Origin of the sequence: Halarcobacter bivalviorum (assembly GCF_003346815.1) — a bacterium.
Lineage (GTDB): Bacteria > Campylobacterota > Campylobacteria > Campylobacterales > Arcobacteraceae > Halarcobacter > Halarcobacter bivalviorum.
Genome location: NZ_CP031217.1, coordinates 1,362,498 through 1,386,436, shown reverse-complemented (window position 1 = coordinate 1,386,436; position 23,939 = coordinate 1,362,498). Strand labels below are relative to the sequence as shown.

General features: G+C 28.2%; 24 protein-coding genes. 12 read left to right on the top strand and 12 right to left on the bottom strand.

What is annotated here, in order from left to right; translation table 11 throughout:
• Positions 1-5 precede the first annotated feature (5 nt).
• The 3 genes from ABIV_RS07035 to ABIV_RS07025 all read right to left on the bottom strand — a co-directional run bounded on the left by ABIV_RS07035 (position 6) and on the right by ABIV_RS07025 (position 1,413).
• A complete protein-coding gene (locus ABIV_RS07035) occupies positions 6-437 on the bottom strand; it encodes a DoxX family protein (RefSeq protein ID WP_162917987.1) in 432 nt (143 codons plus the stop codon).
• 90 nt (positions 438-527) lie between these two features.
• A complete protein-coding gene (locus ABIV_RS07030; protein ID WP_114839191.1) occupies positions 528-1,196 on the bottom strand; it encodes a hypothetical protein in 669 nt (222 codons plus the stop codon).
• A complete protein-coding gene (locus ABIV_RS07025; RefSeq protein ID WP_114839190.1) occupies positions 1,189-1,413 on the bottom strand; it encodes a hypothetical protein in 225 nt (74 codons plus the stop codon). The genes ABIV_RS07030 and ABIV_RS07025 overlap by 8 nt, the downstream gene beginning before the upstream one ends.
• Before the next feature lie 243 nt (positions 1,414-1,656).
• On the opposite strand from ABIV_RS07025, the gene ABIV_RS07020 reads away from it, so the two are divergent.
• A complete protein-coding gene (locus tag ABIV_RS07020; protein ID WP_114839189.1) occupies positions 1,657-5,232 on the top strand; it encodes a bifunctional proline dehydrogenase/L-glutamate gamma-semialdehyde dehydrogenase in 3,576 nt (1,191 codons plus the stop codon).
• Positions 5,233-5,250: 18 nt separating this feature from the next.
• Here the strand turns inward: ABIV_RS07020 and ABIV_RS07015 are convergent, their stop codons facing one another.
• From ABIV_RS07015 to ABIV_RS07000, 4 genes are all read right to left on the bottom strand, one after another.
• Complete coding sequence (locus ABIV_RS07015) at positions 5,251-6,186, bottom strand: alpha-L-glutamate ligase-like protein (RefSeq protein WP_114839188.1); 936 nt, start codon at positions 6,184-6,186, stop codon at positions 5,251-5,253.
• Complete coding sequence (locus ABIV_RS07010) at positions 6,187-7,716, bottom strand: inactive transglutaminase family protein (RefSeq protein WP_114839187.1); 1,530 nt, start codon at positions 7,714-7,716, stop codon at positions 6,187-6,189.
• A 2-nt stretch (positions 7,717-7,718) separates the two neighbouring features.
• A complete protein-coding gene (locus ABIV_RS07005) occupies positions 7,719-8,345 on the bottom strand; it encodes an ATP-dependent zinc protease family protein (RefSeq protein ID WP_121499732.1) in 627 nt (208 codons plus the stop codon).
• 108 nt (positions 8,346-8,453) lie between these two features.
• A complete protein-coding gene (locus ABIV_RS07000) occupies positions 8,454-8,648 on the bottom strand; it encodes a hypothetical protein (RefSeq protein WP_114839185.1) in 195 nt (64 codons plus the stop codon).
• A gap of 117 nt (positions 8,649-8,765) precedes the next feature.
• Between ABIV_RS07000 and ABIV_RS06995 the strand changes: the two genes are divergently transcribed.
• Both ABIV_RS06995 and ABIV_RS06990 read left to right on the top strand, forming a co-directional pair.
• Positions 8,766-9,524: a tRNA 2-thiocytidine biosynthesis TtcA family protein gene (locus ABIV_RS06995; RefSeq protein WP_114839184.1), complete on the top strand. Its 759-nt coding sequence runs from the start codon at positions 8,766-8,768 to the stop codon at positions 9,522-9,524.
• A gap of 3 nt (positions 9,525-9,527) precedes the next feature.
• A complete protein-coding gene (locus ABIV_RS06990) occupies positions 9,528-10,022 on the top strand; it encodes a 2-thiouracil desulfurase family protein (RefSeq protein WP_114839183.1) in 495 nt (164 codons plus the stop codon).
• A gap of 3 nt (positions 10,023-10,025) precedes the next feature.
• Here ABIV_RS06990 and trxC read toward each other — a convergent pair whose 3' ends face one another.
• From trxC to ABIV_RS06970, 4 genes are all read right to left on the bottom strand, one after another.
• Positions 10,026-10,457 carry a thioredoxin TrxC gene (gene trxC / locus ABIV_RS06985; RefSeq protein ID WP_205526912.1) on the bottom strand — a complete coding sequence of 144 codons (432 nt, stop codon included), beginning with the start codon at positions 10,455-10,457 and terminating at the stop codon, positions 10,026-10,028.
• A gap of 4 nt (positions 10,458-10,461) precedes the next feature.
• Positions 10,462-10,701 (bottom strand): hypothetical protein, encoded by a 240-nt coding sequence (locus tag ABIV_RS06980; protein ID WP_114839182.1) that lies wholly within the window; start codon positions 10,699-10,701, stop codon positions 10,462-10,464.
• Positions 10,688-11,179 carry a putative metalloprotease CJM1_0395 family protein gene (locus tag ABIV_RS06975; protein WP_114839181.1) on the bottom strand — a complete coding sequence of 164 codons (492 nt, stop codon included), beginning with the start codon at positions 11,177-11,179 and terminating at the stop codon, positions 10,688-10,690. Before ABIV_RS06975 ends, ABIV_RS06980 begins: the two co-directional genes overlap by 14 nt.
• Before the next feature lie 61 nt (positions 11,180-11,240).
• Positions 11,241-12,785 carry a SulP family inorganic anion transporter gene (locus ABIV_RS06970; protein ID WP_114839180.1) on the bottom strand — a complete coding sequence of 515 codons (1,545 nt, stop codon included), beginning with the start codon at positions 12,783-12,785 and terminating at the stop codon, positions 11,241-11,243.
• Between the two features lie 107 nt (positions 12,786-12,892).
• On the opposite strand from ABIV_RS06970, the gene ABIV_RS06965 reads away from it, so the two are divergent.
• From ABIV_RS06965 to ABIV_RS06955, 3 genes are read left to right on the top strand one after another with little or no spacing between them, the layout of a single operon-like run.
• Positions 12,893-14,005, top strand: a complete 1,113-nt coding sequence (locus ABIV_RS06965) for a GGDEF domain-containing protein (RefSeq protein WP_114839179.1) — start codon at positions 12,893-12,895, stop codon at positions 14,003-14,005.
• Entirely contained in the window at positions 14,006-14,563 is a 558-nt protein-coding gene (locus ABIV_RS06960) for a CDP-alcohol phosphatidyltransferase family protein (RefSeq protein ID WP_114839178.1), read from the top strand.
• Positions 14,564-15,475: a Ppx/GppA phosphatase family protein gene (locus ABIV_RS06955; protein WP_114839177.1), complete on the top strand. Its 912-nt coding sequence runs from the start codon at positions 14,564-14,566 to the stop codon at positions 15,473-15,475.
• Here the strand turns inward: ABIV_RS06955 and ABIV_RS06950 are convergent.
• Entirely contained in the window at positions 15,461-16,261 is an 801-nt protein-coding gene (locus tag ABIV_RS06950; protein WP_114839176.1) for a hypothetical protein, read from the bottom strand. The two genes, ABIV_RS06955 and ABIV_RS06950, sit on opposite strands and share 15 nt — an antisense overlap.
• 154 nt (positions 16,262-16,415) lie before the next feature.
• On the opposite strand from ABIV_RS06950, the gene ABIV_RS06945 reads away from it, so the two are divergent.
• The 6 genes from ABIV_RS06945 to der all read left to right on the top strand — a co-directional run bounded on the left by ABIV_RS06945 (position 16,416) and on the right by der (position 23,934).
• A complete protein-coding gene (locus ABIV_RS06945) occupies positions 16,416-18,110 on the top strand; it encodes an acetolactate synthase large subunit (RefSeq protein WP_114839175.1) in 1,695 nt (564 codons plus the stop codon).
• Positions 18,103-18,600 (top strand): acetolactate synthase small subunit, encoded by a 498-nt coding sequence (gene ilvN / locus ABIV_RS06940; RefSeq protein ID WP_114839174.1) that lies wholly within the window; start codon positions 18,103-18,105, stop codon positions 18,598-18,600. Before ABIV_RS06945 ends, ilvN begins: the two co-directional genes overlap by 8 nt.
• Before the next feature lie 8 nt (positions 18,601-18,608).
• Entirely contained in the window at positions 18,609-19,556 is a 948-nt protein-coding gene (gene lpxD, locus ABIV_RS06935) for a UDP-3-O-(3-hydroxymyristoyl)glucosamine N-acyltransferase (RefSeq protein WP_114839173.1), read from the top strand.
• Positions 19,557-19,650: 94 nt separating this feature from the next.
• Positions 19,651-21,792, top strand: a complete 2,142-nt coding sequence (locus tag ABIV_RS06930) for an FtsK/SpoIIIE family DNA translocase (RefSeq protein WP_410471241.1) — start codon at positions 19,651-19,653, stop codon at positions 21,790-21,792.
• 81 nt (positions 21,793-21,873) lie between these two features.
• Complete coding sequence (gene hpf, locus ABIV_RS06925; protein WP_114839171.1) at positions 21,874-22,416, top strand: ribosome hibernation-promoting factor, HPF/YfiA family; 543 nt, start codon at positions 21,874-21,876, stop codon at positions 22,414-22,416.
• An 81-nt stretch (positions 22,417-22,497) separates the two neighbouring features.
• Positions 22,498-23,934, top strand: coding sequence for a ribosome biogenesis GTPase Der (gene der / locus ABIV_RS06920; RefSeq protein ID WP_114839170.1), 1,437 nt, complete (start codon positions 22,498-22,500; stop codon positions 23,932-23,934).
• Positions 23,935-23,939: the final 5 nt, after the last annotated feature.

Genomic DNA, 23,939 nt, shown 5'->3' with positions numbered 1-23,939 from the left:
CCCTTCTAATCTCTTTTAAATAAGATATTTTCTAAACTAAATTTTCCAGAATTATATGAAAATAGAATGAAAAGAATAGACATATAAGCTAAATTTATCTCATAACCAAAATTTGGTGCTGTATTAAATCCATTATGTATATTAACTGTTAACATTGCAACTAACATAATAAGAAATAAAGGTATAGCAAAAACTCTTGTAAATAGTCCTAGAATAATAGCTACTCCTCCAACAATTTGAAAAAAGATAACTAAACTTAGGCTTAACTCAGGAAAAGGTATTCCTAATTTATCTGTAAACCAAGGTAGATAGAAACTCTCAAATTTTTGAATTTTTGAAATTCCATAACCTAGAAAAGTTCCACCAATAAATAGTCTTAAAAGCAATAAAGATAAATTTTCAAATAATGCTTTTTGATTAAATAAAAAATTGTTCAAGACAACTCCTTCAATAATAAATTTTAAGAATCTTATTCTTTTATTATAAAGGAATTGTTTAGTTTAAATTATGAGAATTATAACTTTAGTTTATTTGTAGAAAGGTTCAATAATATAACAGCTCATTGACCACTCTTCGTCATTATCTGTTTTATTTATCTCTCCACCTTTAAAAGTAGCCTTTAAATTATCGTATTGAGCAACTACTTTATCGAAGTTTTTGATAATCTCAGGAATTCTTTTATCAAGTTTTTTTCTTGCATCTTTTGTAATATCTGAATAAAAAGTAAATACTCCATAATCTAAGCTTGATTCTTTATATTCTTCATCTCTTTGTACCATTTTACATATTCTATCAATCTCATCTAAATACTCTTTTTTTGTATTAATTACATTGTTTTTAACAGAAATAATTACTCTTGAAATTGAATCATTATTATTACTATGAGGAATTCTTTCATCTAAAGTTATACTAAAAGTTCCTTCTGTAAGTCCTCTTTTAGCCATAAAATTTGGATATTCAGTTCTATCAGGTAAAGTACATCTTAAAATATCTGTAACTGTGGCATTAATAAAAATTTCTGGTGCTTTTTCTTTTATTTTAGCAATCTCTTGTGCTATATGAATAGTTACAATTTTATGAGGACCATATGAAAGGCTTAATCTATTATTTGTCCAAAATAAAAAATTATTCTTAGCTTGTACGATTCCATTTAAAATTGCATCTACTACTTCATTTTGTTTTGGAAAATTACTCATAATAGTTTTCCTCAACTTCTTCAATAATGCCACTTTCATAAAGAATATTTTCGATAAGTCTATTTTTAGAGATATTAATTTTATCAGATAGTGTTGCAAGTGCATCATCTAATTTTGAATCAATTTTTATGGTTAATTGAGTAATTTCTTTTTTATTCTTTAAACTCTTATCTATAACATTTTTAATAATCTGTCTATCATATTTTTGTTTAGCCAAAAAACAATCCTTTGTTTCTATATGTATATATTATATTACTTTGATTTCTTTTAAAACTCCTTGAAGTAATGCTAAAGTATTTTTATATCTGTAACTTTCACAAGTACTATAAATAAGTAATTATTAGATAAAAAATAGATAAAAATTAAGACCTATTTAAGTTTTAATGTGGGATAATTTTTTAAAGGTAGTACTTTTTGTATTACTATAATTTGATTATGTTTAAAATATAAGGATAAACGAATGATAAATGAAAAAGAAGTAATTGAATCAGCTGTAAAACTTGCTGAAAGATGGCAAAATAGAGCTACAGAACTTGTAAGTGATTGGGATAGAGAATTTTACATAAAAATGAATAAAATGCTTGAACATCCAAAAGATAAAGCACTATTAATTGAGTTAATGGATCAATGTTTTAGAGCAGAGTCAAATAGTAGAGTTGCAAATCAAATTGTTTTTTTATTAGAAAAACATGGGATGGCACACTTTTTTACAACAAAAGATAGAACTCTATTATGGTTATTTCAAAATATTGGTAAATATTTACCAAATATTTCTGTTCCTATGTTTGTTAATCAAATTAGAGAAGATACAAAAACAGTAGTTTTAAAAGGAGAAGATGAGCCTTTTAATAAACATCTTAAAATGAGAAGAGAAGAGAATACAAGAGTAAATATTAATTTAATTGGTGAAGTTGTTCTTGGTGAAGAAGAAGCAAGTGAGAGAATGGAAAAATATTTAAAAGCTTTAGCTAATCCAAATATAGACTATATCTCAATTAAAATTTCTACAATTTTTTCTCAAATCTCTGCTTTAGACTTTGAGCATACCGTTGAAGTTTTAGTAGAAAAATTAAGTACAATTTATAGACAAGCACAAAAATATCCTTATATTGCACCAGATGGCACAAAATCAAATAAATTTATCAATCTTGATATGGAAGAGTATAGAGATTTAGCAATTACTGTTGAAGTATTTAAAAGAACTTTAGAAAAAGAAGAGTTCAAAGATTTTTATGCAGGAATTGTTTTACAAGCATATCTACCAGACTCTTATTTATGGCAACAAAAGTTATGTGATTGGGCAAGAAAAAGAGTTGAAAAGGGTGGTAGTCCTATTAAGTTTAGACTTGTTAAAGGTGCTAATATGGAGATGGAAGAGACAGAAGCATCTCAAAAGCATTGGGAAATGGTAACTTATACAGATAAAAGTGATACTGACTCAAACTATAAAAGAATGATTAGATATGCATTACAACCAGAAAATGCTCCTTTTATGCATGTAGGAACAGGTTCACATAATCTATTTGAATTAGCTTTTGCTACACAATTAGCACAAGAGTTAGGAACAAGCGAATATCATACAATTGAGATGTTAGAAGGAATGAGTGAACCAGCAAGATTAGCAATTAAAGAGATCTCTAAGAGTGTAATTTTATATGGTCCTACAGCCTCAAAAGAGCAGTTTACAAATGCAATTGCATATTTAGTAAGAAGATTAGATGAAAATACAGGTCCAAATAACTTTATTAGATACTCATTTGGATTAAAAGTAGGTTCAAAAGATTGGAAAATGCAAGAAGAGTTATTTAGAAAATCTTTTGAAAAAGAGGCTACTTCTTTTGTTGGAGCAAAAAGGAAACAAGATAGATTAAATGAAAAATGGGCAGATTTTAGCCACTCTTCTTATGATACAAAAGAGTATCATGCAGAAGCTGATACGGATTTTGTTTTACCAAATAATCAAGAGTGGGCAAGAAATATTGTAAAAAAATGGAAATTCTCAAAAGATATTGAACATAAAGTAGTTCCAGTTGTAGTTGGTGCAGAAGAGTTAACTGAAAATAGAAAAATTATAGAAGCAATAGATAAATCTCAATTAAAAGAGGGTGTATTAGCAGGAAAATTTGCAAATGCTACAGCTGAAGATTTAGAAAAAGCAGTTGAAGTTGCTGCTGCTGATATTGATGGTTGGAGAAGTAAAACTCATGAACAAAGACATGAAGTATTAAAACAAGTAGCAATAAAGGTTAGAGAAAGAAGAGATGATTTAATTGGTATTGCAGCAGCTGAAGTTGGAAAAGTATTTACAGAAACAGATGTAGAGGTTTCTGAAGCAGTTGACTTTTTAGAGTTTTATCCTTATTCTGTAAACTATTTTCAAAAATATCAAAACTTAGAATTCTCAGGTAAAGGAGTAGGGGTTGTTGTGCCACCTTGGAATTTCCCTGTTGCAATTCCATTAGGAGGGATTGCTGCAATTTTAGCAGCTGGAAATACTGTTATTATTAAACCTGCTTCTGTAGCTGCTTTAACTGCATATGAAATGTGTAAATGTTTCTGGGATGCAGGAGTTTCAAAAAATACTTTACAGTTTGTTCCTTGTCCTGGTGCTTTAGCTGGAGAACATCTTATTGCAAATAAAAAAGTTGATTTTGTAATCTTAACAGGTGGAGAAGATACTGCATATAAAATGCTTGAAACAAGAGCAGATCTATTTTTAACTGCTGAAACTGGTGGAAAAGATGCAACTATTGTTACAAATATGGCAGATAGAGACCAAGCTGTTAAAAATGTTTGTCAAAGTGCTTTTGGAAACTCAGGACAAAAATGTTCGGCTACTTCACTTTTAGTATTAGAAGAGGAAGTTTATAATGATAAATCTTTCAAAAAAGCTTTAATTGATACTGCAAGATCTATGAGTGTTGGTTCAGTTTGGGATTTTAAAAATAGAATTGGAACATTAGCAAATCCTGTTAGTGGAGCTTTAAAACAAGCTATCTCTGAATTAGAAGAGGGTGAAGAATGGGCATTAGAGCCTTCATATGCTGAAGATAATGAATATATGTTAAAACCAGCAATTAAATGGGGAATAAAAGAGGGAAGTTTTATTCATAAAACAGAACTTTTTGGACCTGTACTAGCTGTAATTAAAGCAAATGATTTAAGACATGCAGTTGATATTGTAAATTCTACTGGGTATGGATTAACTTCTGGTATTGAATCATTAGATGAGAGAGAAGTGGCATATTGGAAAGAGAACTTAAAAGCAGGAAATCTATATATTAATAGAGGTACAACAGGAGCAATTGTTTTAAGACAACCTTTCGGTGGTATGGGTAAATCTGCAATTGGAGCTGGAAGAAAAGTAGGTATTTTTAACTATATTACACAGTTTGTTAATTTTGAAGAGATAAATACTCCTTCAGTATCAAAAAAATATTCAACAGATTTAACAAGATTTATAGAGTCTTATAAATCAAAAACTGAAAATAAAGAGGATTTTGAAAAACTATCTTTTGCTCTACAATCATATTATGAAAACTATGAGAATGAGTTTTCACAAGAGAAAGATTATTGTAAAGTTAGAGGAGAAGATAATCATTTTAGATATCTTCCATTAAATAATGTATTAATTAGAGTATCAAATGATGATACACTTTTTGAAGTATTATCAAGAATCTTAGCAGCAAGAGTAGCAAAAGTTCATTTTAAAGTATCTCTTGATGAAAATGCAAAAGTAAAATCTTTCCTAGAAGAGGCTTATTCAACTCTATTTACTGCTAGAGATAACTTAGTAGTGCAAGATGAAGAGAAATTTAAAAAAGAGATTTCAAAATATGATAGAGTAATCTTCTCTGATATCTCAAAGGTTTCAGAAGAGGTATTTAAAGAAGCTGCAAAAACAGTAACATTTATAGTAAGAGCTAAGCCTATGATGGAAGGAAGATTAGAACTTCTAAACTATTTTATAGAGCAATCAGTTTCTCATTCATACCATAGATATGGAAATATTGGAGCAAGAGACTTAGAAAAGTAAGAAGGAGACTTCTTACTTTTAGAAATGTTCCTTAGCAAAAGCAACTTTCTCTTCTAAACTTTTATTTTTATCTTTTAACTCATCAATTAAATTAAATTTTTTTAAAGCACCTATATCATTTGCAATTTGAATAGCTAAACCAGGTCTAGCATTTAATTCTAAAACTAAAGGTCCTCTTATTTTATCTATAACAATATCAGCACCTAAATAACCCATATTTGTCATTTCATAACATCTTGCAGAAAGATGTAGTATTTCATCCCAATAAGGAACTACTAACTCTTTTAAATTTCTATTAGTATCAGGATGAGTAGTGATTGGTTTTCCAAATTGAACAGCATTTAGAGCTTTACCTGTTTTAATATCAATTCCTACACCCACTGCACCTTGATGTAGATTTGCTTTTCCATCACTATTTGAAGTTGATAGTCTCATCATTGAAAGAGTAGGGAAACCTTGATAAACAATAACTCTAACATCAGGAACACCCTCATAACTAAACCCGTCAAAGGCATTATCAAAGTCAACTAATTTCTCAAAAACAGCAACATCATTTCTTCCACCTAAAGAGTATAGACCACTTAGGATATTAGAGATATGTCTTTTAATATCTGTATAGTTTAGCTCTTCACCACTAGGTTTAATAAACTTATCATTAACTCTTTTTACAATTACAAGAATACCTTTACCTCCACTTCCTTGTGCAGGCTTTATTACAAAACCATCTTGATTTTTAATATAATCTTCAAAGTGATTGATTTCAACTTGGTATTGAATATATCCTAAAAGCTCTGGTACAGAAATATTATGTTCTTGAGCTAGTTTTTTTGTTTTTAGCTTATTATCAACAAGAGGAAAGTTTTTTCTATCATTATGCTTTCCTATATAGTTGATATTTCTATTATTCATACCTAAAATACCAAGTTTTTTTAGTTTGAAAGGATTTGCAAGCATTTATTTTACCATTGATTTAAATCTATAAAGTTCACTTAATCTATAGCCACTATATCTTCCAAGAAGAATAATTAACCCTAATACTGCTAATAAAACCTCTGGAAAGTTAAATGTAATAAAACTTAGAATAGGGTTTGTCATTGCAAAATATGCAATAATAGCAACAATTAATGAACCTCCACCTTGTAAAAACACCTCTCTAGGCCCATCTTCTTCCCAAATAATAGACATTCTTTCAATTGTCCAAGCTAAAATAATAATTGGAAAGAATGTAATACTTGTAGCATATTGTAGTTCTAACTTTTGAGAAAGTATTGCAACAAATGCCATAATACCAACTACTACAATTAATACAGAAGAGATTCTTGCAACTAATAGAAGATTTAAATGGGATAAATAAGACCTAACAATTAACCCCATAGTTACAACTAAAATAAACATCATAATACCAGGTAATAGACTTGTTTCAATAAATGCCATTGATAATAAAATAGGCATAAAAGTTCCAGAAGTCTTAAGTCCTATAATAACTCTCATAATAACTACAACTAAAGCTCCTAGTGGAACTAACAATAGAAGTTTAAATGTATTTTGAGACTCATTAGGTAAAGTAAATAAAGAAAAGTCTAAAATAGTACTTTGATTTTTTAAATCCTTTGATAAAGCTGCATTTCTAGCTGGAACAATATTTTTTGTAACAGAAAATTTAACATCAGAGTTTTTTACACCTTCAGCTTCAAGTAAATATTGAGAACCTCTTTGCCAAATAAATATATTACTATTATTTTCAATTAATCCTTTATCTATATCAAATAAATACCAGCTATCTTTATGGAAAACTTCAAACATCGGAGTTAATTCAATATTTCTTTGTTTATCTTCTAAAGATAAAGCACCAATAGTTCTAACTTGATATTTCATTTTATTTAAAAGTTGAACTAAAGTATCTCTTTTTTCTTTTTTAGAGTTCATATAGTTATTTTTAATCATTTTAGCAGCTTGTGAAGGTTCACTAAGAGTAAATTCTTTTATAAGCAGAGAAGTAAATGTTAATGAATCTGAACTTTTGTCATAAATTTTATGTAGTAATGATTCAGCAGCTTGAACTATTACTGATGGAACTTCAATAGGTTCTAAATTAGTATATTCTTCTTCTTTTGAAGCTTTATAATACTTATCTTTAATTAAATCTATAGAGTAGTAGATTACTTGATTACCTTCAATCTCTCTTTTTGACCAAACCCCTCTATTTACACCTTCTAATTCTCTTTTTGTAAATCCATAGTCAGCAGAGCTTGATTCTTCATTTATGATTATTAATCCATTTTGATTAGTTGGTAGAGCCATTGAGATAAGTGCACTTTGATTTTTTTTACTATCAAAACTAATTTTTGCTTCTACATTCCAAATATTAGTTGTCTCTTCTTGGAAAAGAGGAAAGTTTAAAACTTTAACTTTATAAGTCATCAATAAAATTGATGTTAGTATTAAAACTATTGAAAAAAGTAAAATCTGATTTTTTGAAGTCATTTTTACTCTTTATTTAATTTTGTTGTAGGTTCATGCATATATTTTTTAGATACATCAACTAAAATTACGCCATTTAAATAGTTTTTTCCTATTAAAACAGGATAAGTAAATTTACTTCTATCTGTAAGTGTTACATCAACAAGTTGGCTACTTGTAGCTAGATTAATTCTCATTTTAACTACATATCTTTTTTGATTTTTTGCACCATGCCTTTTTATATAAACTGTTCTACTTATAGGTAAAGCTTTGTTTATAAGTTTTCCATCACTATCTACTAAATCAAATTTAATCCATTTTTTACCATCTCGTTCAAAAGGCTTAATATTTAATGCATGAATTGATGTTGTTGTTGCACCAGTATCAATTTTTGCTTTTAACTTTAGTTTTTCAGATGGAATATAAATATATTCATTTTTCCCAACTATAATTTTAGAGTCTTTTACTTTCTCTTCAACATATACAATTTTTTCTTTATATATTATTTTTTCAACAGGTTTTGTTACTTCTTCTACTTTTTCAATAGATTTTGAAGGAACATCGACTTGTTCTTCTTTTGTAGCAGTTGAACAACCACTAAATAATATAAATATTAGAAAATAAATCTTAAATTTAAAAAGAATTTTATTCATTATTTTATCCTTTACAACCATTATAAAAATCATGATTATAGTATTTTTATCTAAAAGTGCAGTAAAGAAATTACTTTAAAGGTTTAAATGCTTTTATGGAAAATATTATTAATGTCTTCCATTATATTTCATAATTAATATTTGTTCATAAAGCATATTTCCGAAACCATCTGGTAAATCTTTATGTTCTTTCTCAACTATCTTAATTATGTCTCTAATTTGCTCTTCTGTCATATTCTGAACTATTGGAATAATTGTTCTTGCAATAGTCTCTTTAAATTCTTTTATTTCTTCTTGTGTCATATCAATCTTATCTTTACTAGGTATAATTAAAAAAGAAATTATATTCAATTTATCTAAAAAAGCAGTTAATTTAGTTTTTTTTGTTATAATCGCGAAAAAATTATTAGGAAAGAAATTTTGGTAAACTTAAGTAAAAAGATTTCAAGTTTAGTGGGTAAAACAAACGCAGAATACGGACTTATACAAGAAGGAGATAGAGTTTTAGTAGGTTTCTCAGGGGGAAAAGACTCTACAACTTTAATCCATGCATTAAACCATCTAAAAAAAGTTACTCCTTTTGATTTTGAATTTAAAGCAGTAACAGTAACTTATGGAATGGGAGAACAAGTTCAATTTTTAGCAGATCATTGCAAAGAGCATGGTATTGAACATGAAATTATTGATACAGAAATTTTTGACTTATCAAAAGATAAAATTAGAAAGAACTCTTCATTTTGTTCTTTTTTCTCAAGAATGAGAAGAGGATACCTTTATTCAACTGCTCAAGAGCAAGGATATAATAAATTAGCCTTAGGACATCATTTAGATGATGCTATGGAATCATTCTTTATGAATTTCTTATATAATGGAGCTTTAAGATCAATGCCTCCTATTTACAAAGCAGAAAATGGTTTACAGGTTATTAGACCGTTAATTTTTTGTAGAGAAAGACAATTAAGAGCATTTGCACAAACAAATGAAATCTCTGTAATTGGTGATGAAGCATGCCCTGCAATGAGATTTGATATTAAAATGCCTCATGCAAGAGCAAAAACAAAAGAACTTTTAGAAAAAATGGAAGAAGAAAATCCTCAAATGTTTATCTCTATGAAATCAGCTTTTAATAATATTCAAACATCTACATTCTTTACAAAAGAATTACTGGATAGAGATTAACATATGAAGATATTAATCTCTTCTTGTTTACTTGGTGAAGATGTAAGATATGATGCAGAAAACTCATCTGTAGCATATAACCCAAATTTCTCTTTTGCTTTAAAAGAACTTTTTATGGATATTTTATGTGATAATGAAATTTACTCTTTTTGTCCAGAAGTTCAAGGAGGATTATCTACTCCTAGAGATCCTGCTGAAATTACAAGTTTAACAAAACCTTTTAGAGTTGAAACTATAAATAATGAAGATGTGACAATTAATTTTTTAGTTGGTGCAAAAAAAGCTTTAGATTTATGTTTGGAAGAGAAAATCAAAGTTGCTTTATTAAAAGCAAAATCACCATCATGTGGAAATATTGAAATTTATGATGGAACATTTTCAAATAATTTAATTGAAGGGCAGGGAATGACTGCAAGACTTTTAAATGAAAATGGAATTACTGTGTTTAATGAAAATCAATTAAAAGAATTAAAACAATTTATAAAAACTAATAATTAGTTTTTATAAATGTTCATTTACTAAACTTGATAATCTTAGTGGGTCTAAAGCTCCACTAACTCTTTTTACTTCATTTCCATTTTTATATACTATTAAAGTAGGAATAGATCTTATTTGATATTTAGCACCTAAGTTTTGTTGTTCTTCAGTATTAACTTTTACAAAAAGGGCTTTTAATGCATATTTTTGAGAAACTTCATTAAAAATAGGTGACATCATTTTACATGGACCACACCAAGGTGCCCAAAAGTCAACAATTACAGGTATCTCTGAATTTACAACAACATGATCAAAATTTGATTCATCTAAGTTTATAGGTGTTGTATCTAGTAGAGAATTTTTACAAGAACCACAATTTGCTTTTGCATATGACTCTTTTTTAGGAATTTTATTTACTTTTAAACAGTGAGGACAAACAATATTAATTTTATCCATATATTTATGCCTTTAGATTTAATAAAGTATCTGCAGCTGCTTGTTGCATTTCAATACCTTTTGCATTTACTTCATAAGCAATAATTTGTGGAATTTGTCCTACAATTGCATTAATTATATCATCAGTAACTTCCATATGTTCAGGATCCCCCACTGTCTCAGCAATTGTTGCAAGTGTTTGAGCTGATTCATTTATCTGCATTTGTGCAGCAATCATTCCATTTAAATTATTATCTATTCTCATAAGAGTCTCCTTGAGCTTGTAATAACATTTTATTTAAGTTAGCAGTTCTTGCAATTTGAGCATCTACACTACTTAAAGCATCAACAGCAGTTGAAGCACTTTTTAACTCTTCAAGTTTTGCATTTGCACTTCCTTCTTCCTTAGGAATTGAAGTATCTAATCTAACAGAACCTCCATTTGCATAGAGTCTTCCATCTGGTCCAAGATGATAATTGTATTGAATTGGAGCAGTTGTTGTTCCTCTTGAAGCATGAGTTTGTTCATGACTTTTAACATCTGCATCTAGGTTTTTATATTTTTCTAAAACTCTTTGATAATCTTTTTGCTCAAACTTTTCATTTGAAGCATTAGTTTTGTCATAATTATCAGAAGCAGTTTTCTCAAGCTCTTTTTTATCAATATTAGATAGTTCAGCTCTTTTTTGAGCTAATTGTTGATAAATAGATGATGCTGATTGAGAGTAAGAATTTATTTCCATATATTAAACCTTTAATAGAACAATTTTAGCAAATTGTTCTAAAAAAGTAAAGTAAATAAGCTTAATAATTGATAGCTACTTTATAGTTAGGATCATCCTCTTCATAAGTACAAAAAGGACCTGCATTCTTAAGTATTTTTTTACAATCTTCACTTAAGTGTCTTATTGTAAGTTTTTTTCCTGCATCGGCATATTTCTTAGTAATATTATCAATAGCTTCTACTCCTGAAATATCCATAACTCTTGCATCTTTAAAATCTAAGATAATATTTTCTGGGTCATGTTTTGTATCAAATAGTTCAAAAAATGAAGTTGTTGAACCAAAAAATAAAGGACCATCAAATTCATATATTTTTGTTGTATCATCTTCTCTATATGTTCTTGACCTAACTTTAGAATGATTCCAAGCAAAAACAAGAGCTGAGATAATAATCCCTGTGATAACTGCAATTGCTAAGTCAGCAAATACTGTAATAACAGTAACAGCAATTAATACAAATCTATCAGAGTTTGGCATATATTTTAATCTATTTGCACTTTCCCACTCAAATGTTCCAATTGAAACCATAAACATAATTCCTACAAGTACTGCAACAGGAATTAATGCAATATAAGAACTTAAAGAAACAACAAAAGAGATTAATAAAACAGCAGCTGTTATTCCAGAAAGTCTTCCCCAGCCACCATTTGAGAAGTTAATAATTGATTGTCCAATCATAGCACAACCAGCCATTCCTCCGAAAAACCCACAAGTAATATTTCCTGCACCTTGTGCAATACACTCTTGATTTCCACTTCCTCTTTTCCCACCCATTTCATCTAAAACAGAAAGAGTAAGTAAAGACTCAATAAGTCCTACAAGAGCAACTAATACAGAATAAGGAAGTATCATTAAAATTGCATCCATATCAATATGTAAAGTAGGAATTCCAAATGAGGGTAAGTTTCCTGAAATATCAGCTAAATCTCCAACTCTTTTTGTATCTAAATCCATACCAATTACTAAAGCAGAGATTACTACAATTGCAACAAGACCAGAAGGTACTGCAGATGAAATTTTTGGGAAAAATTTAACTATTATCATTGTTAATAATACAAGTGCATACATAATCCAATTTTCACCTTTAAAAAGTGGAAATTGAGCAAGTGCAATTACAATTGCAAGACCATTTACAAATCCATACATTGCAGGTTGGGGTACTAATCTGATTAATTTTCCTAATTTAAATACACCAATTAAAACTTGGAAAATACCAGCAAGAATTGTAGCTACCAAAATATATTGAAGAATATATGTTGCTAACTCTCCATTTTGTGTAAGTTGAGCCATTAATTCTTCTGAAATAGACTCTTTAACTTTTATTCCAAGTCCCACTAAAACAACGGCTATTGCACCAGTTGCACCAGAAATCATCCCAGCTTTACCACCAATAATAGCAGTAATTAATCCTAAAATAAAAGCAGTATATAAACCCACTAAAGGTGATACTCCAGCAATAATTGAAAAAGCAATTGCTTCTGGAACTAAAGCAATAGCTACAACTATTCCTGATAAAACATCACTTTTAATTGATTTACCTATTATTGTCTCTTTTATATTTAACAAAATAAAACCCTTTCTTATATAAAGTCGCGAGTATATCTAAAATATGTTTAAGATTAAGTTAAGCTAAGTTATAAGCCTTTTTAATTCTTATTTGATATAATTTTCCCATGAAAAAAGAGTTTTATAAAAGTGTAAGTTTTAAATTAGGTGTATTAAGTTTTATTATTTTGGCTTCTTTATTTACATCTAGTTTTATGTTTAATTCACAAATTGATAAGTTGAAAAAACAGATTGATTATATATATTTTGGAAACTATATTCCAGTATTAAAATTACATACAATTGAAGAAAATTATAGTGATTTAATTAAATGTATGAGAACTTACAAAAAATGTGAGAGAGAACCATATTTTAAGAGTATTAAAAAAGATTGGGACTATTATAATAACTCTTATAAAGATATTGAAGAGAAAAAAGTAGTAAATAAAATAGATATAGAGGTTAAAGCTTCATTAAACAATAAAGCAAAAATATCTACATATACTTCAGTTATTAAAAAAATAGATTTTTTAAAAGAGTATGAAAAAAATATAGCTTATAAAAAAAGAGTAAAGTTTTTAAAAGAGTATAGCTCTATGAAAGATTACCTTTTTTACAATATGATTGCACTAATAGCTGTATCTTTTCTTTTTATTTCCTTTATTATTTATTCAATTATTAAAAAAGACAACCAATTAAAAATACTTACAAAAAAATATGCCATAGAATCAATTACTGATTCTATGACAAAACTTTATAATAGAAAATATTTTGATAAGATATTTGATAATATGCCTTTTATTTCTAATCAAAACTCTTGGCATACAGCTTTTATAATGATTGATATAGATTTTTTCAAACAATATAATGATACTTATGGTCATGATATGGGAGATGAAACTTTAAAAGCAGTTGCTTCTGAGCTAAAGGCTTATTTTAATAAAGATTATGAATATGTCTTTAGATTAGGAGGAGAAGAGTTTGGTGTAATTTTATTTGATATTGATGAAGATATCTTAAAAGAGTGTCTAAGTGATATAAATAAAAATGTACAATCATTAAATATTGAGCATAAAAATAGTAAAATATCAAATGTAGTAACTATCTCCATTGGAGCAGTAATATATAAGCCATATTCATATGTTTCATGTAATAAACTTTATAAAGTAGCAGATGAATGTTTATATAAATCTAAAGAAAATGGAAGAAATCAGTTTACGATTTATAATGAAGGAGAATAATTGACATTTCTATTTAATAAAAATAGCCATTTCAACTTAGCTAATTTGGCTACTTTTTTTAATATTGCTGCGGGGATGTTAGCAGTTTACTATCTAACACACGATAATTTTTTTGCAGCTGCACTTTTCGCTTGGCTTGCAGGTGCTTTTGATATTGTAGATGGGAAGATTGCTAGAAAATACAATCTATCTACGGAGTTTGGTATTCAGTTAGACTCTTTTGCTGACTTTTTATCATTTGTTATTGTTCCAACAATGTTTATTTTCTTTGCAGTAATTGATGGAAAAGAGTTAATGCTTTTTACGCCTTTAGTTGCATTTGCTTTTATCTATTATGTAATTTCAGGTCTTAGAAGATTAATTCAGTTTAATATTAATGCTGAAGAAGGGCAAGTTGAAAAATATTTTGTTGGTGTTCCTACGCCTTTAGGAGCAATTCTTTTATGGCTTGTATATTTAGTTTGGTTAACAGGTCTTATAAATGAAAATATTGTTTTAATCTCAATGATTATCATTGGATATTTATTAAATTCAAAACTAAAAATTAGACATCCATAAATGAATCAAGTTACAGCTATTGATTTAGGCTCTAATTCTTTTAGAGTTCTAGTATATGATTGTTTAAATCATGAGGTATTAGGTGAATACAATGAAGTAGTAGGTATGGCTGATGGTTTAAGCCATACTCAAAATATTTCATTTGAAGCTCAGCAAAGAGTAATCAAGGCTATAAAAAACTCATCAGAACAATTATCTTATGATCCAAGTAAAGCAGTTTGTGTAACAACAGCTGCTATGAGATTAGCAAAAAACTCTTCAGAAGTATTAAAATATATAAAAGATGAAGTTGGTGCTAATTTTAAAATAATAGATGGGCAAGAAGAAGCAAGACTTACTCTTTTAGCTGTAAAATATGCTTTGAAAAGAGAAAAAATTAATTCATCAAAATTTATTTTATTAGATATTGGTGGAGGCTCAACGGAAATTATTGTTAATAATCAAGATGAGTTTATATCAAATAGTTTTAATTTTGGAATAGTTACCTTAACACAAAAATATGATAATTATGAAGATTTAAATAAAGAGTTACAAGCTCATAAAAAAGATATTAAAAACTTTTTAGAAGAAAATAATATAGCTTTAGATGAATATACTTTTGTAGCGACAGCAGGAACTCCAACTACAATAGCTGCTATAAAATTAGGGCAAGATTTCTTTCATTATGATAAAGATGCAGTAAATGGTACAAAAATCAAAATAAAAGACTTAGATGAGTGTTTAGAGCTGTTTAGAAACTCTTCAACTTCAACTATCACAAAATTAGTAGGACGAGGGAGAGTTGAATTTATAGAAGTTGGTGTTTATATTTATAAAGCTATCTTTGAAGTATTAAATAAAAAAGAGTCAATTGTTTTGGATGATGGCTTAAGAGAAGGTGTAGCTATTAATTCTTGTCTATTTAGACAATAGTCTTACACTCTGCTCTTGCATTATATTTGCTTGTGAAGCGGCTAAATAACCCATATTAGAAGTAATATTTGATTTAGAGAAATCATTCATTTCTTTACCAAAGTTTACTTCTTTATTTCTCATATTTTGTTTTGATAAATTAATTTGTTGACTTATTGAATCTTTTGCACTATCTTGAAGTTTACTTGATAAATCACTAAACTCTTCTTTAATCCCAAGAATCTCTTTTTTTGCTAGTTGAACTTGATCTTTTGTAAGATTTAAAGACTCTTCATTGTTAAAATCATTTCTACTGAATTCTTGAGCTAAACTATTTGCAATTTGAGGTGTATTAGGTTTATTTATAGAATAATGAGCCTCTTTTGTTGACACTGTAATTGCTAAATTTTCTTCATATTCATCTAAAGCAATTAAATTTTCTCTTTTATATTTTGTTTGGAAAGCTTCTTCTTTAAATTTTAGAAGCTCTTTATTTATATCATTTTTAATTTCATTTTTATTTTGAGTATCTTCATTTAAACTATCTAATTTTGATTGAATACTATTTAAAATATCTTCTTGTTTTGAAAGCCCAACTTCAGCTGTTTTAGTAATAGCAATGCCATTATTAAAAGCTTGTAAAGACTCTGATAATTCATCTCTTTTTTTATTATACTCATTTATTGTAAGTCTTAAAAAGTCACTACTTTTATCTTCGATTTTTGAAGATTCATTTGTTTTATTTAATTGGTAATCAACTGAATTATTTAATGAATTTATATTATTATTTACGTTATTAATATCCATCAAAAACCTTTTATAGTAGTTTAAATCTTATACATTTTAGCCAAAAAATAATAAATCTAAGCTAAATTTAAATTTAATCATTTAATTGCTTATTAAACTGCTATTAATCAATACTTCTGTATAATCTTTGATTATTTTATAAAAGGAAAAGACAATGAGAATAAGTGGCGCAAAAATGGTTACAGAATCATTAAAAGAGGAAGGGGTAGATGTAGTATTTGGTTACCCTGGTGGCGCTATTATGAATGTCTACGATGAAATTTATAAGCAGAGTTTTTTTCAACATATATTAACTAGACACGAACAAGCAGCTATTCATGCTGCTGAAGGTTATGCTAAATCTACTGGTAAAGTAGGTGTTGCAATTGTTACAAGTGGACCAGGTTTCACAAATGCAGTAACAGGACTTGCAGATGCATATATGGATTCAGTTCCTATGGTTGTTATTTCAGGACAAGTTCCAACGGCAATTATTGGTACAGATGGATTTCAAGAGATTGATGCAGTAGGTATTAGTAGACCATGCACAAAGCATAACTATCTAGTAAATAATATTAATGATTTACCAAGAATTATAAAAGAGGCATTTCATATAGCAGCAACTGGAAGACCAGGTCCTGTCCATATTGATATTCCTAAAGATATTACAGCTGAAGTTGCAAATTTTGAGTATCCAAAAGAGGTTGATATTCCAACATATAAACCTACAGTTAATTACAATAAAAGACAATTAAAAAAAGCAATGGATGCAATTGCAAAATCTAAAAAACCTTTACTTTATGTAGGTGGGGGAGCAATTCTTTCAAATTGTGCATATGAGATTAGAGAGTTTGCAAAAATTGCAAATATTCCTGTAGTTGAAACACTTATGGCAAGAGGTGTTATGGGTGATGATAATGAATTATTTGTAGGAATGTTAGGTATGCATGGTGAGTTTGCAGCAAATATGGCAACATATGATACAGATTGTATTGTTTCACTTGGAGCTAGATTTGATGATAGAGTTACAGGAAGACTTGATGAATTTGCTAAAAAAGCAAAAGTTATTCATGTTGATATTGACCCAACATCTATTGATAAATTAGTTCATACAAATTTTCCAATAGTAGGTGATTTAAAAGTAACTGTTGAAGGTATGATTGAAGCTGCAAAAAATATGAAATTTAATGATTATACTAACTGGGTTTCTTTATTAAAAGATTATAGAGAAAAAGAACCTTTAAGATATCAAGATTCAGATGCAGTTATTAAACCACAATGGGTTATTGAAAGAGTAGGTCAAACTTTAGGAGATAAAGCTATTATCTCTACAGATGTAGGACAACATCAAATGTGGACTGCACAATTTTATCCATTTTCATTTCCTAGACAATGGAATACTTCTGGTGGTTTAGGAACTATGGGATTTGGACTTCCTGGTGCAATGGGAGTTGCAAGAGGGAATCCTGATAAAATTTCTATTAATTTTACAGGAGATGGTTCAATTTTAATGAATATTCAAGAGTTAATGACTTGTGTTGAATATGAATTACCAGTTATTAATATTATTTTAAATAATAACTATCTTGGAATGGTAAGACAGTGGCAAACACTATTTTATGAGAATAGATTATCTGAAACAGATTTAAGTGCACAACCAGACTTTAAAAAACTTGTAGAAGCATTTGGTGGAAATGGATATAGAGTTTCAAGTAAAAAAGAGTTTGACGAAGCATTAAAAGATGCAGTAGAAAAGAAAAAACCTGCAATGATTGATGTTATTGTAGCAAGAGATGAAATTGTACTACCAATGGTTCCAAATGGACATGCTTTAAATGAAATGACTCTATTAGGAGATAACAATGAATAATTTTAACCACTATTATGATTCAGAAACAACAAGACAAGTTATCTCTGTAATTGTAATCAATGAACACAACGTATTATCTAGAATTGTAGGACTATTCTCAGCAAGAGGATATAATATCGATTCTTTGACAGTAGCTCCAATTTCTGGAACTCAATACTCTAGAATGACTATTGTAACTACTGGAAGTAAAAGAGTAATTGATCAAATTGTTAAGCAATTAAATAAATTAATTCCTGTTTTAAAAGTAAATGAACACCAAAATGTTATTGAAAAAGAGACAGTATTAATTAAAATACCAATTGATCAACCACTTAGTGATATAGAAGTAATTGCAAGAGCATATAATGGACATATTCAAAATGTTACTACTGATGCAATTGTTATCTCAGCAACTGATGCACCAAGTAGAATTGCAAATTTTACAAATATTATGAACAAATACAAACCACTAGAAGTTGTAAGAAGTGGTGTTGTAGCAATGGAAAGATAGGAAGTAAATTGATTTTATCTGAAATACTAGAAAAAGTTGATATCAAGATTGATTCTAAAATAGAAGTTTCTGGTCTAAATACACTTTTAGATGCAAATAAAAATGAAATCTCTTTTTTAGAAAATAAAAAATATATTAATGATTTAGAGAAAACTAATGCAGGTGCTGTTTTAGTAAAAGAAGATTTTAAAAATATGGTTCCAAAAGATACGATTGCAATTGTATGTGAAGAGCCATATTTAACACTTGCAATGTTAAGTAAGTTTTTTGCACCAAAAATTATTGAAACACAAGGTAAAGATTGTATTGTTGGAGAAAATAGTACAATAATGCCTAATGTTTATCTTGGAAAAAATTCAAAGATTGGTAAAAACTCTACTATCATGTCTGGTAGTTTTATTGGAGATAATGTAACTATTGGAGATAATACTATAATTTATCCTAATGTTTCAGTTTATAGAGATTGTACTATTGGAGATGATTGTATAATCCATTCTGGAACAGTTATTGGTAGTGATGGCTTTGGTTTTGCACACACTAAAACTGGTAAATATATTAAAATTTATCAAAATGGTAATGTAACTATTGGAAATGATGTTGAAATAGGAGCAAATTCTTCAATTGATAGAGCTGCTTTTAACTCAACAATTATTGGAAATGGTGTGAGACTTGATAATTTAGTTCATATTGCACATAATTGTATTTTAAAAGATGGTTGTATTTTAACAGGACAAGTAGGTTTATCTGGTTCTACAATTTTAAATGAATATGTAATTATGGGTGGACAAAGTGCTACTGCAGGGCATCTAGAAATTGCACCTTTTACAACTATAGCAGCACGTGGGGGAGTAACAAAATCAATTACTGAACCAAAGAAACAGTGGGCAGGATTCCCTTTATTTGAGCATAGACAATGGTTGAAGCTTCAAGGTAGAATTGCAAAATTATTAAAATAAAGGCTCTAAAATTTTAAAAAAAATTTTTTCATTAATTATACTTTTTTTAATTGTATATTTTGAATATGCAACTTTTGTATCAGATAAAAGTAGTGTGGGGCAAATAGGTTCACTATTTGCAAATTTCTCACACTCAAATTTTGGATTTTTATCTTATGCATATCTATTTCTTTTTTTATATCCATTATATATTGTAAATTTTAAAGATAATTTTGATTGGAGTGATTTTTCAATTAAAACTATCTCTATTTTATTATTATTACTTACATTATTAACCTTTCAGTCTTTAATTGTAGATGGTACTTTGAGTGGAGCAATAGGAAACTTTATAGTTGATTCAATGATGCCATTTATCGGGAATGCAGGACTTTGGATATTTGTACTTATTGGTTTTGTAATCTCTTTTTTAATACTATTTGAAGATATGAATTTTAATATTGATATAAAAAAAATAACTCCAAGTTTTAAAAAAGTTGATACATCAGCTAAGCCAAAAAGAATTACAAGTAGACCAAAAGAGAAAAGAGAGAAGAAGCAAGTTTCTGCACCTATAGAAGAAAGAGTATCTATAAAAGAAGAAGATAATATTCCTCAAATAATAATTGAAGATAGTGAAGAAGAGATTGCAAATATTAGAGTTGATGATTTAAATATTATCTCTTTAGATCAAGCAGAAGAGTTTACTAATAAACAAATATTAAATATGGAAGATGAGATTTCTGATATTTCTATAGTTGAAGAATCAGCTTCCCATGGAATTATAGTAGATGAACTTGAAGAAAATAAGAAGTTATTAGAAGATATAGAATTAGGGAAAACAGAAAAACCAAAGGATTTTGAACTTCCTCCAACAAAGTTTTTCCAAAGTCCTCCAAAAGATAAAAAATCAAAAATTTCTGAAGCAGTTATAGATAAGAAAATAGAGGATTTATTAGAAAAACTATTAATGTTTAAAATTGAAGGAGATGTTGTAAGAACTTATACAGGCCCTGTAGTTACAACTTTTGAATTTAAACCAGCACCAAATGTTAAAGTTTCTAAAATTTTAAATCTTCAAGATGATTTAGCGATGGCTTTAAAAGCTCAAACAATAAGAATCCAAGCTCCAATTCCAGGTAAAGATGTTGTTGGTATTGAAGTTCCTAATGAAGATATGCAAACTATTTATATAAGAGAACTTTTAGAGAGTGAAATTTTTCAAAACTCTAAATCATCATTAACTATGGTTTTAGGAAAAGATATTGTAGGAAAACCTTTTATTACTGATCTTAAAAAATTACCACATTTACTTATTGCTGGAACTACTGGTTCAGGTAAATCTGTTGGGATTAATGCAATGATTTTATCATTATTGTATAAGAACTCTCCAGATAACCTTAGACTTGTAATGATTGATCCAAAAATGCTTGAGTTTTCTATGTATAATGATATTCCTCATCTTTTAACACCTGTTATTACAAAACCAACAGATGCAATAAATGCTCTATCTAATATGGTTGCTGAGATGGAAAGACGATATACTTTAATGTCTCAAACAAAAACTAAAAATATTGAAAACTATAATGAAAAAGCTACAAAAGAAGGTTTTGATAAGATACCTTATATTGTTGTAGTTATTGATGAGTTAGCAGATTTAATGATGACAAGTGGAAAAGATGTTGAACACTCAATAGCAAGACTTGCTCAAATGGCAAGAGCAAGTGGAATTCACTTAATTGTTGCAACACAAAGACCTTCTGTAGACGTTGTTACAGGACTTATTAAAGCAAATCTTCCGAGTAGATTATCATATAAGGTTGGTCAAAAAGTAGATTCTAAAATTATTTTAGATTCATTAGGTGCAGAATCATTATTAGGTCGAGGAGATATGTTATTTACACCTCCAGGTACTTCAAATATAGTAAGAATTCATGCTCCTTGGTCAAAAGAAGATGAAATTGAAGCAGTTGTTGATTTCTTAAAGTACCAAAGAGAAGTTCAATATGATATGAATTTTGTAAAAGATAGAAGTTCTTCTGATATAGCTGGTGCAACTGGAGTTGAATTAGGTGAATTAGATGAGCTTTATGAAGATGCAAAAGATGTTGTATTAACAGATAGAAAAACTTCTATTTCATATATTCAAAGAAAACTAAGAATAGGGTATAACAGAGCAGCAACAATTGTAGAACAATTAGAACAAACAGGTGTTCTAAGTGAAGCAAATGCAAAAGGTAACAGAGAAATATTAATTTAGTCATCTATTTTAATATTATATATGCTGCTTTTATTTATTTTGTGCTAAAATATCTTTATTATATAAGCAAAGGAGTATGTTATGAATACAAGTATTGTAGGAAGACACATAGAATTAACAGAGCCAATTAAAGATTATATTAATAGCTCAATTGAAATTTTCAAAAAATATAATTTAGATATTATATCTGTGAATGCAATTATTGCACAAGAAGAAAAAAATGGTAGAAAAGCTTTTACTTTTGAATTCACTTTAAATATTGCACATTTAGATACTGTAGTTGTAAAACAAAAAGATAAAGATTTATATGCAGCAGTAGATATTGCTGTAGATAGAGTATCAAAAGTTTTAAGAAGACATCATGATAAAATTACTGGACACAAAGCAACTAAGCTTACAGAAGTAGTTTCTCAAGAAATTGAAGATCAAATTGCTAATGAATTAGATAAATTAGATACAGAAATTTTCCCAGTAAGACTTTCTTCTTATAAACCAATAGATATTGAAGAAGCATTAACTGAATTAAAAGCTTCAGATGCTATCTTCAAAGTATTCTATGATAAAGATGATAATATGAGAGTATTATACAAATCAAAAGATGAAGGAAAATTTGGACTATACTAATAAGTAGTCTAAATTGATTAACTTAAGGTATTAGCTTTTTTGCTAATACCTTTTTTACTTTTTAAAGGACATAAAAACTAAATGGACAAAACACTTAAAAAAATTGCCTTAATTGGTCAACCAAATGTTGGGAAATCATCACTATTTAATAGAATTGCAAAAAAAAGAATTGCTATTGTATCTGATATGGCAGGAACAACAAGAGATATTAGAAGACATGAAGTAGAGATTCTTGAAAAAGATGCATTAATGTTAGACACAGGTGGTATTGACGAAACTAATGATGCAATTTTTACAAATGTTAAAAGAAAAGCTATTGAGTGTGCAAAAGAGGCTGATATAATACTTTTTATGGTGGATGGTAAAAAAATACCAGATGATAAAGATAAAGAACTATTTTATGAGCTTCAAGATTTAGGGAAACAACTTGCTTTAGTTGTAAATAAAATTGATAATGATAAAGAGAAAGAGAGACTTTGGAGTTTCTACGAATTTGGAATTGATGATGAAAATCTTTTTGGTATCTCTGTTTCTCATAATAGAGGAACTAAATCTTTATTGGAATGGGTTGCGGCAAGACTTCCTGCTAGAGAAATAGAGCCTGAACTTATTATAAATAGTGAAATAGAAGATGAAGACCTATCTTTAGAAGAATTTTTAGATCCTATCGAAGATATAAATGAGACTGCACAACTTGATGATGGAGAAATTAAAGTTGCTATTATTGGAAGAGTAAATGTAGGAAAATCTTCTATCTTAAATGCTCTTGTAGGAGAAGAGAGATCTGTTGTTTCTCCTATTGCTGGAACTACTATTGATCCAGTTGATGAATCATTTGAATATAAAGATAAAAATATTACTTTTGTTGATACAGCAGGTTTACGAAGAAGAGGAAAAATTGAAGGAATTGAAAAATTTGCTTTAAATAGAACTACAGAGATGTTAGAAAAAGCAAATTTAGCTCTTCTAGTATTAGATGCTTCTTCTGAATTAGTTGATTTAGATGAAAAAATTGCAGGACTTGTTGATAAATATGGTTTAGGAACTATTATTGTATTGAATAAATGGGATGAAAACATGGATACTTTCCAAAAACTTGAAGAGAAAGTTAGATCAAAATTTAAATTTTTATATTTCGCTCCAATTATTGCAGTTTCAGCTAAAACAGGAAGAAGTATTGATAGATTAAAAGATAAAATTATAGAAATTTATGAAAACTATGCACAAAGAATACCAACATCAGTTTTAAATAAGGCTATTGAAGAAGCAACAATTAGACATGCTTTACCAAGTCCAAATGGTGCATACTTAAGAATTTATTATACAACACAATTTGAGGTTAAGCCTCCAAGAATCGCACTTATTATGAACAAACCTAAACTACTACATTTTTCATATAAAAGATATTTAATTAATTTTTTAAGAAAAAATATTAACTTTGAAGGAACTCCAATTCATATCGTTGCAAGAGGAAAAGGTCAAAGAGATATTGATGAGGATGAAGTAGAAGATTTCTAATAAGG

Excerpts from the sequence above, each read along its gene's own strand:
- ABIV_RS07030 (WP_114839191.1), bottom strand. The coding sequence starts at position 1,196 with ATGAGTAATTTTCCAAAACAAAATGAAGTAGTAGATGCAATTTTAAAT.
- ABIV_RS07020 (WP_114839189.1), top strand. The coding sequence starts at position 1,657 with ATGATAAATGAAAAAGAAGTAATTGAATCAGCTGTAAAACTTGCTGAA.
- ABIV_RS07015 (WP_114839188.1), bottom strand. The coding sequence starts at position 6,186 with ATGCTTGCAAATCCTTTCAAACTAAAAAAACTTGGTATTTTAGGTATG.
- ABIV_RS07010 (WP_114839187.1), bottom strand. The coding sequence starts at position 7,716 with ATGACTTCAAAAAATCAGATTTTACTTTTTTCAATAGTTTTAATACTA.
- ABIV_RS07005 (WP_121499732.1), bottom strand. The coding sequence starts at position 8,345 with ATGAATAAAATTCTTTTTAAATTTAAGATTTATTTTCTAATATTTATA.
- ABIV_RS07000 (WP_114839185.1), bottom strand. The coding sequence starts at position 8,648 with ATGACACAAGAAGAAATAAAAGAATTTAAAGAGACTATTGCAAGAACA.
- ABIV_RS06990 (WP_114839183.1), top strand. The coding sequence starts at position 9,528 with ATGAAGATATTAATCTCTTCTTGTTTACTTGGTGAAGATGTAAGATAT.
- trxC (WP_205526912.1), bottom strand. The coding sequence starts at position 10,457 with ATGGATAAAATTAATATTGTTTGTCCTCACTGTTTAAAAGTAAATAAA.
- ABIV_RS06980 (WP_114839182.1), bottom strand. The coding sequence starts at position 10,701 with ATGAGAATAGATAATAATTTAAATGGAATGATTGCTGCACAAATGCAG.
- ABIV_RS06975 (WP_114839181.1), bottom strand. The coding sequence starts at position 11,179 with ATGGAAATAAATTCTTACTCTCAATCAGCATCATCTATTTATCAACAA.
- ABIV_RS06965 (WP_114839179.1), top strand. The coding sequence starts at position 12,893 with ATGAAAAAAGAGTTTTATAAAAGTGTAAGTTTTAAATTAGGTGTATTA.
- ABIV_RS06955 (WP_114839177.1), top strand. The coding sequence starts at position 14,564 with ATGAATCAAGTTACAGCTATTGATTTAGGCTCTAATTCTTTTAGAGTT.
- ABIV_RS06950 (WP_114839176.1), bottom strand. The coding sequence starts at position 16,261 with ATGGATATTAATAACGTAAATAATAATATAAATTCATTAAATAATTCA.
- ABIV_RS06945 (WP_114839175.1), top strand. The coding sequence starts at position 16,416 with ATGAGAATAAGTGGCGCAAAAATGGTTACAGAATCATTAAAAGAGGAA.
- ilvN (WP_114839174.1), top strand. The coding sequence starts at position 18,103 with ATGAATAATTTTAACCACTATTATGATTCAGAAACAACAAGACAAGTT.
- hpf (WP_114839171.1), top strand. The coding sequence starts at position 21,874 with ATGAATACAAGTATTGTAGGAAGACACATAGAATTAACAGAGCCAATT.
- der (WP_114839170.1), top strand. The coding sequence starts at position 22,498 with ATGGACAAAACACTTAAAAAAATTGCCTTAATTGGTCAACCAAATGTT.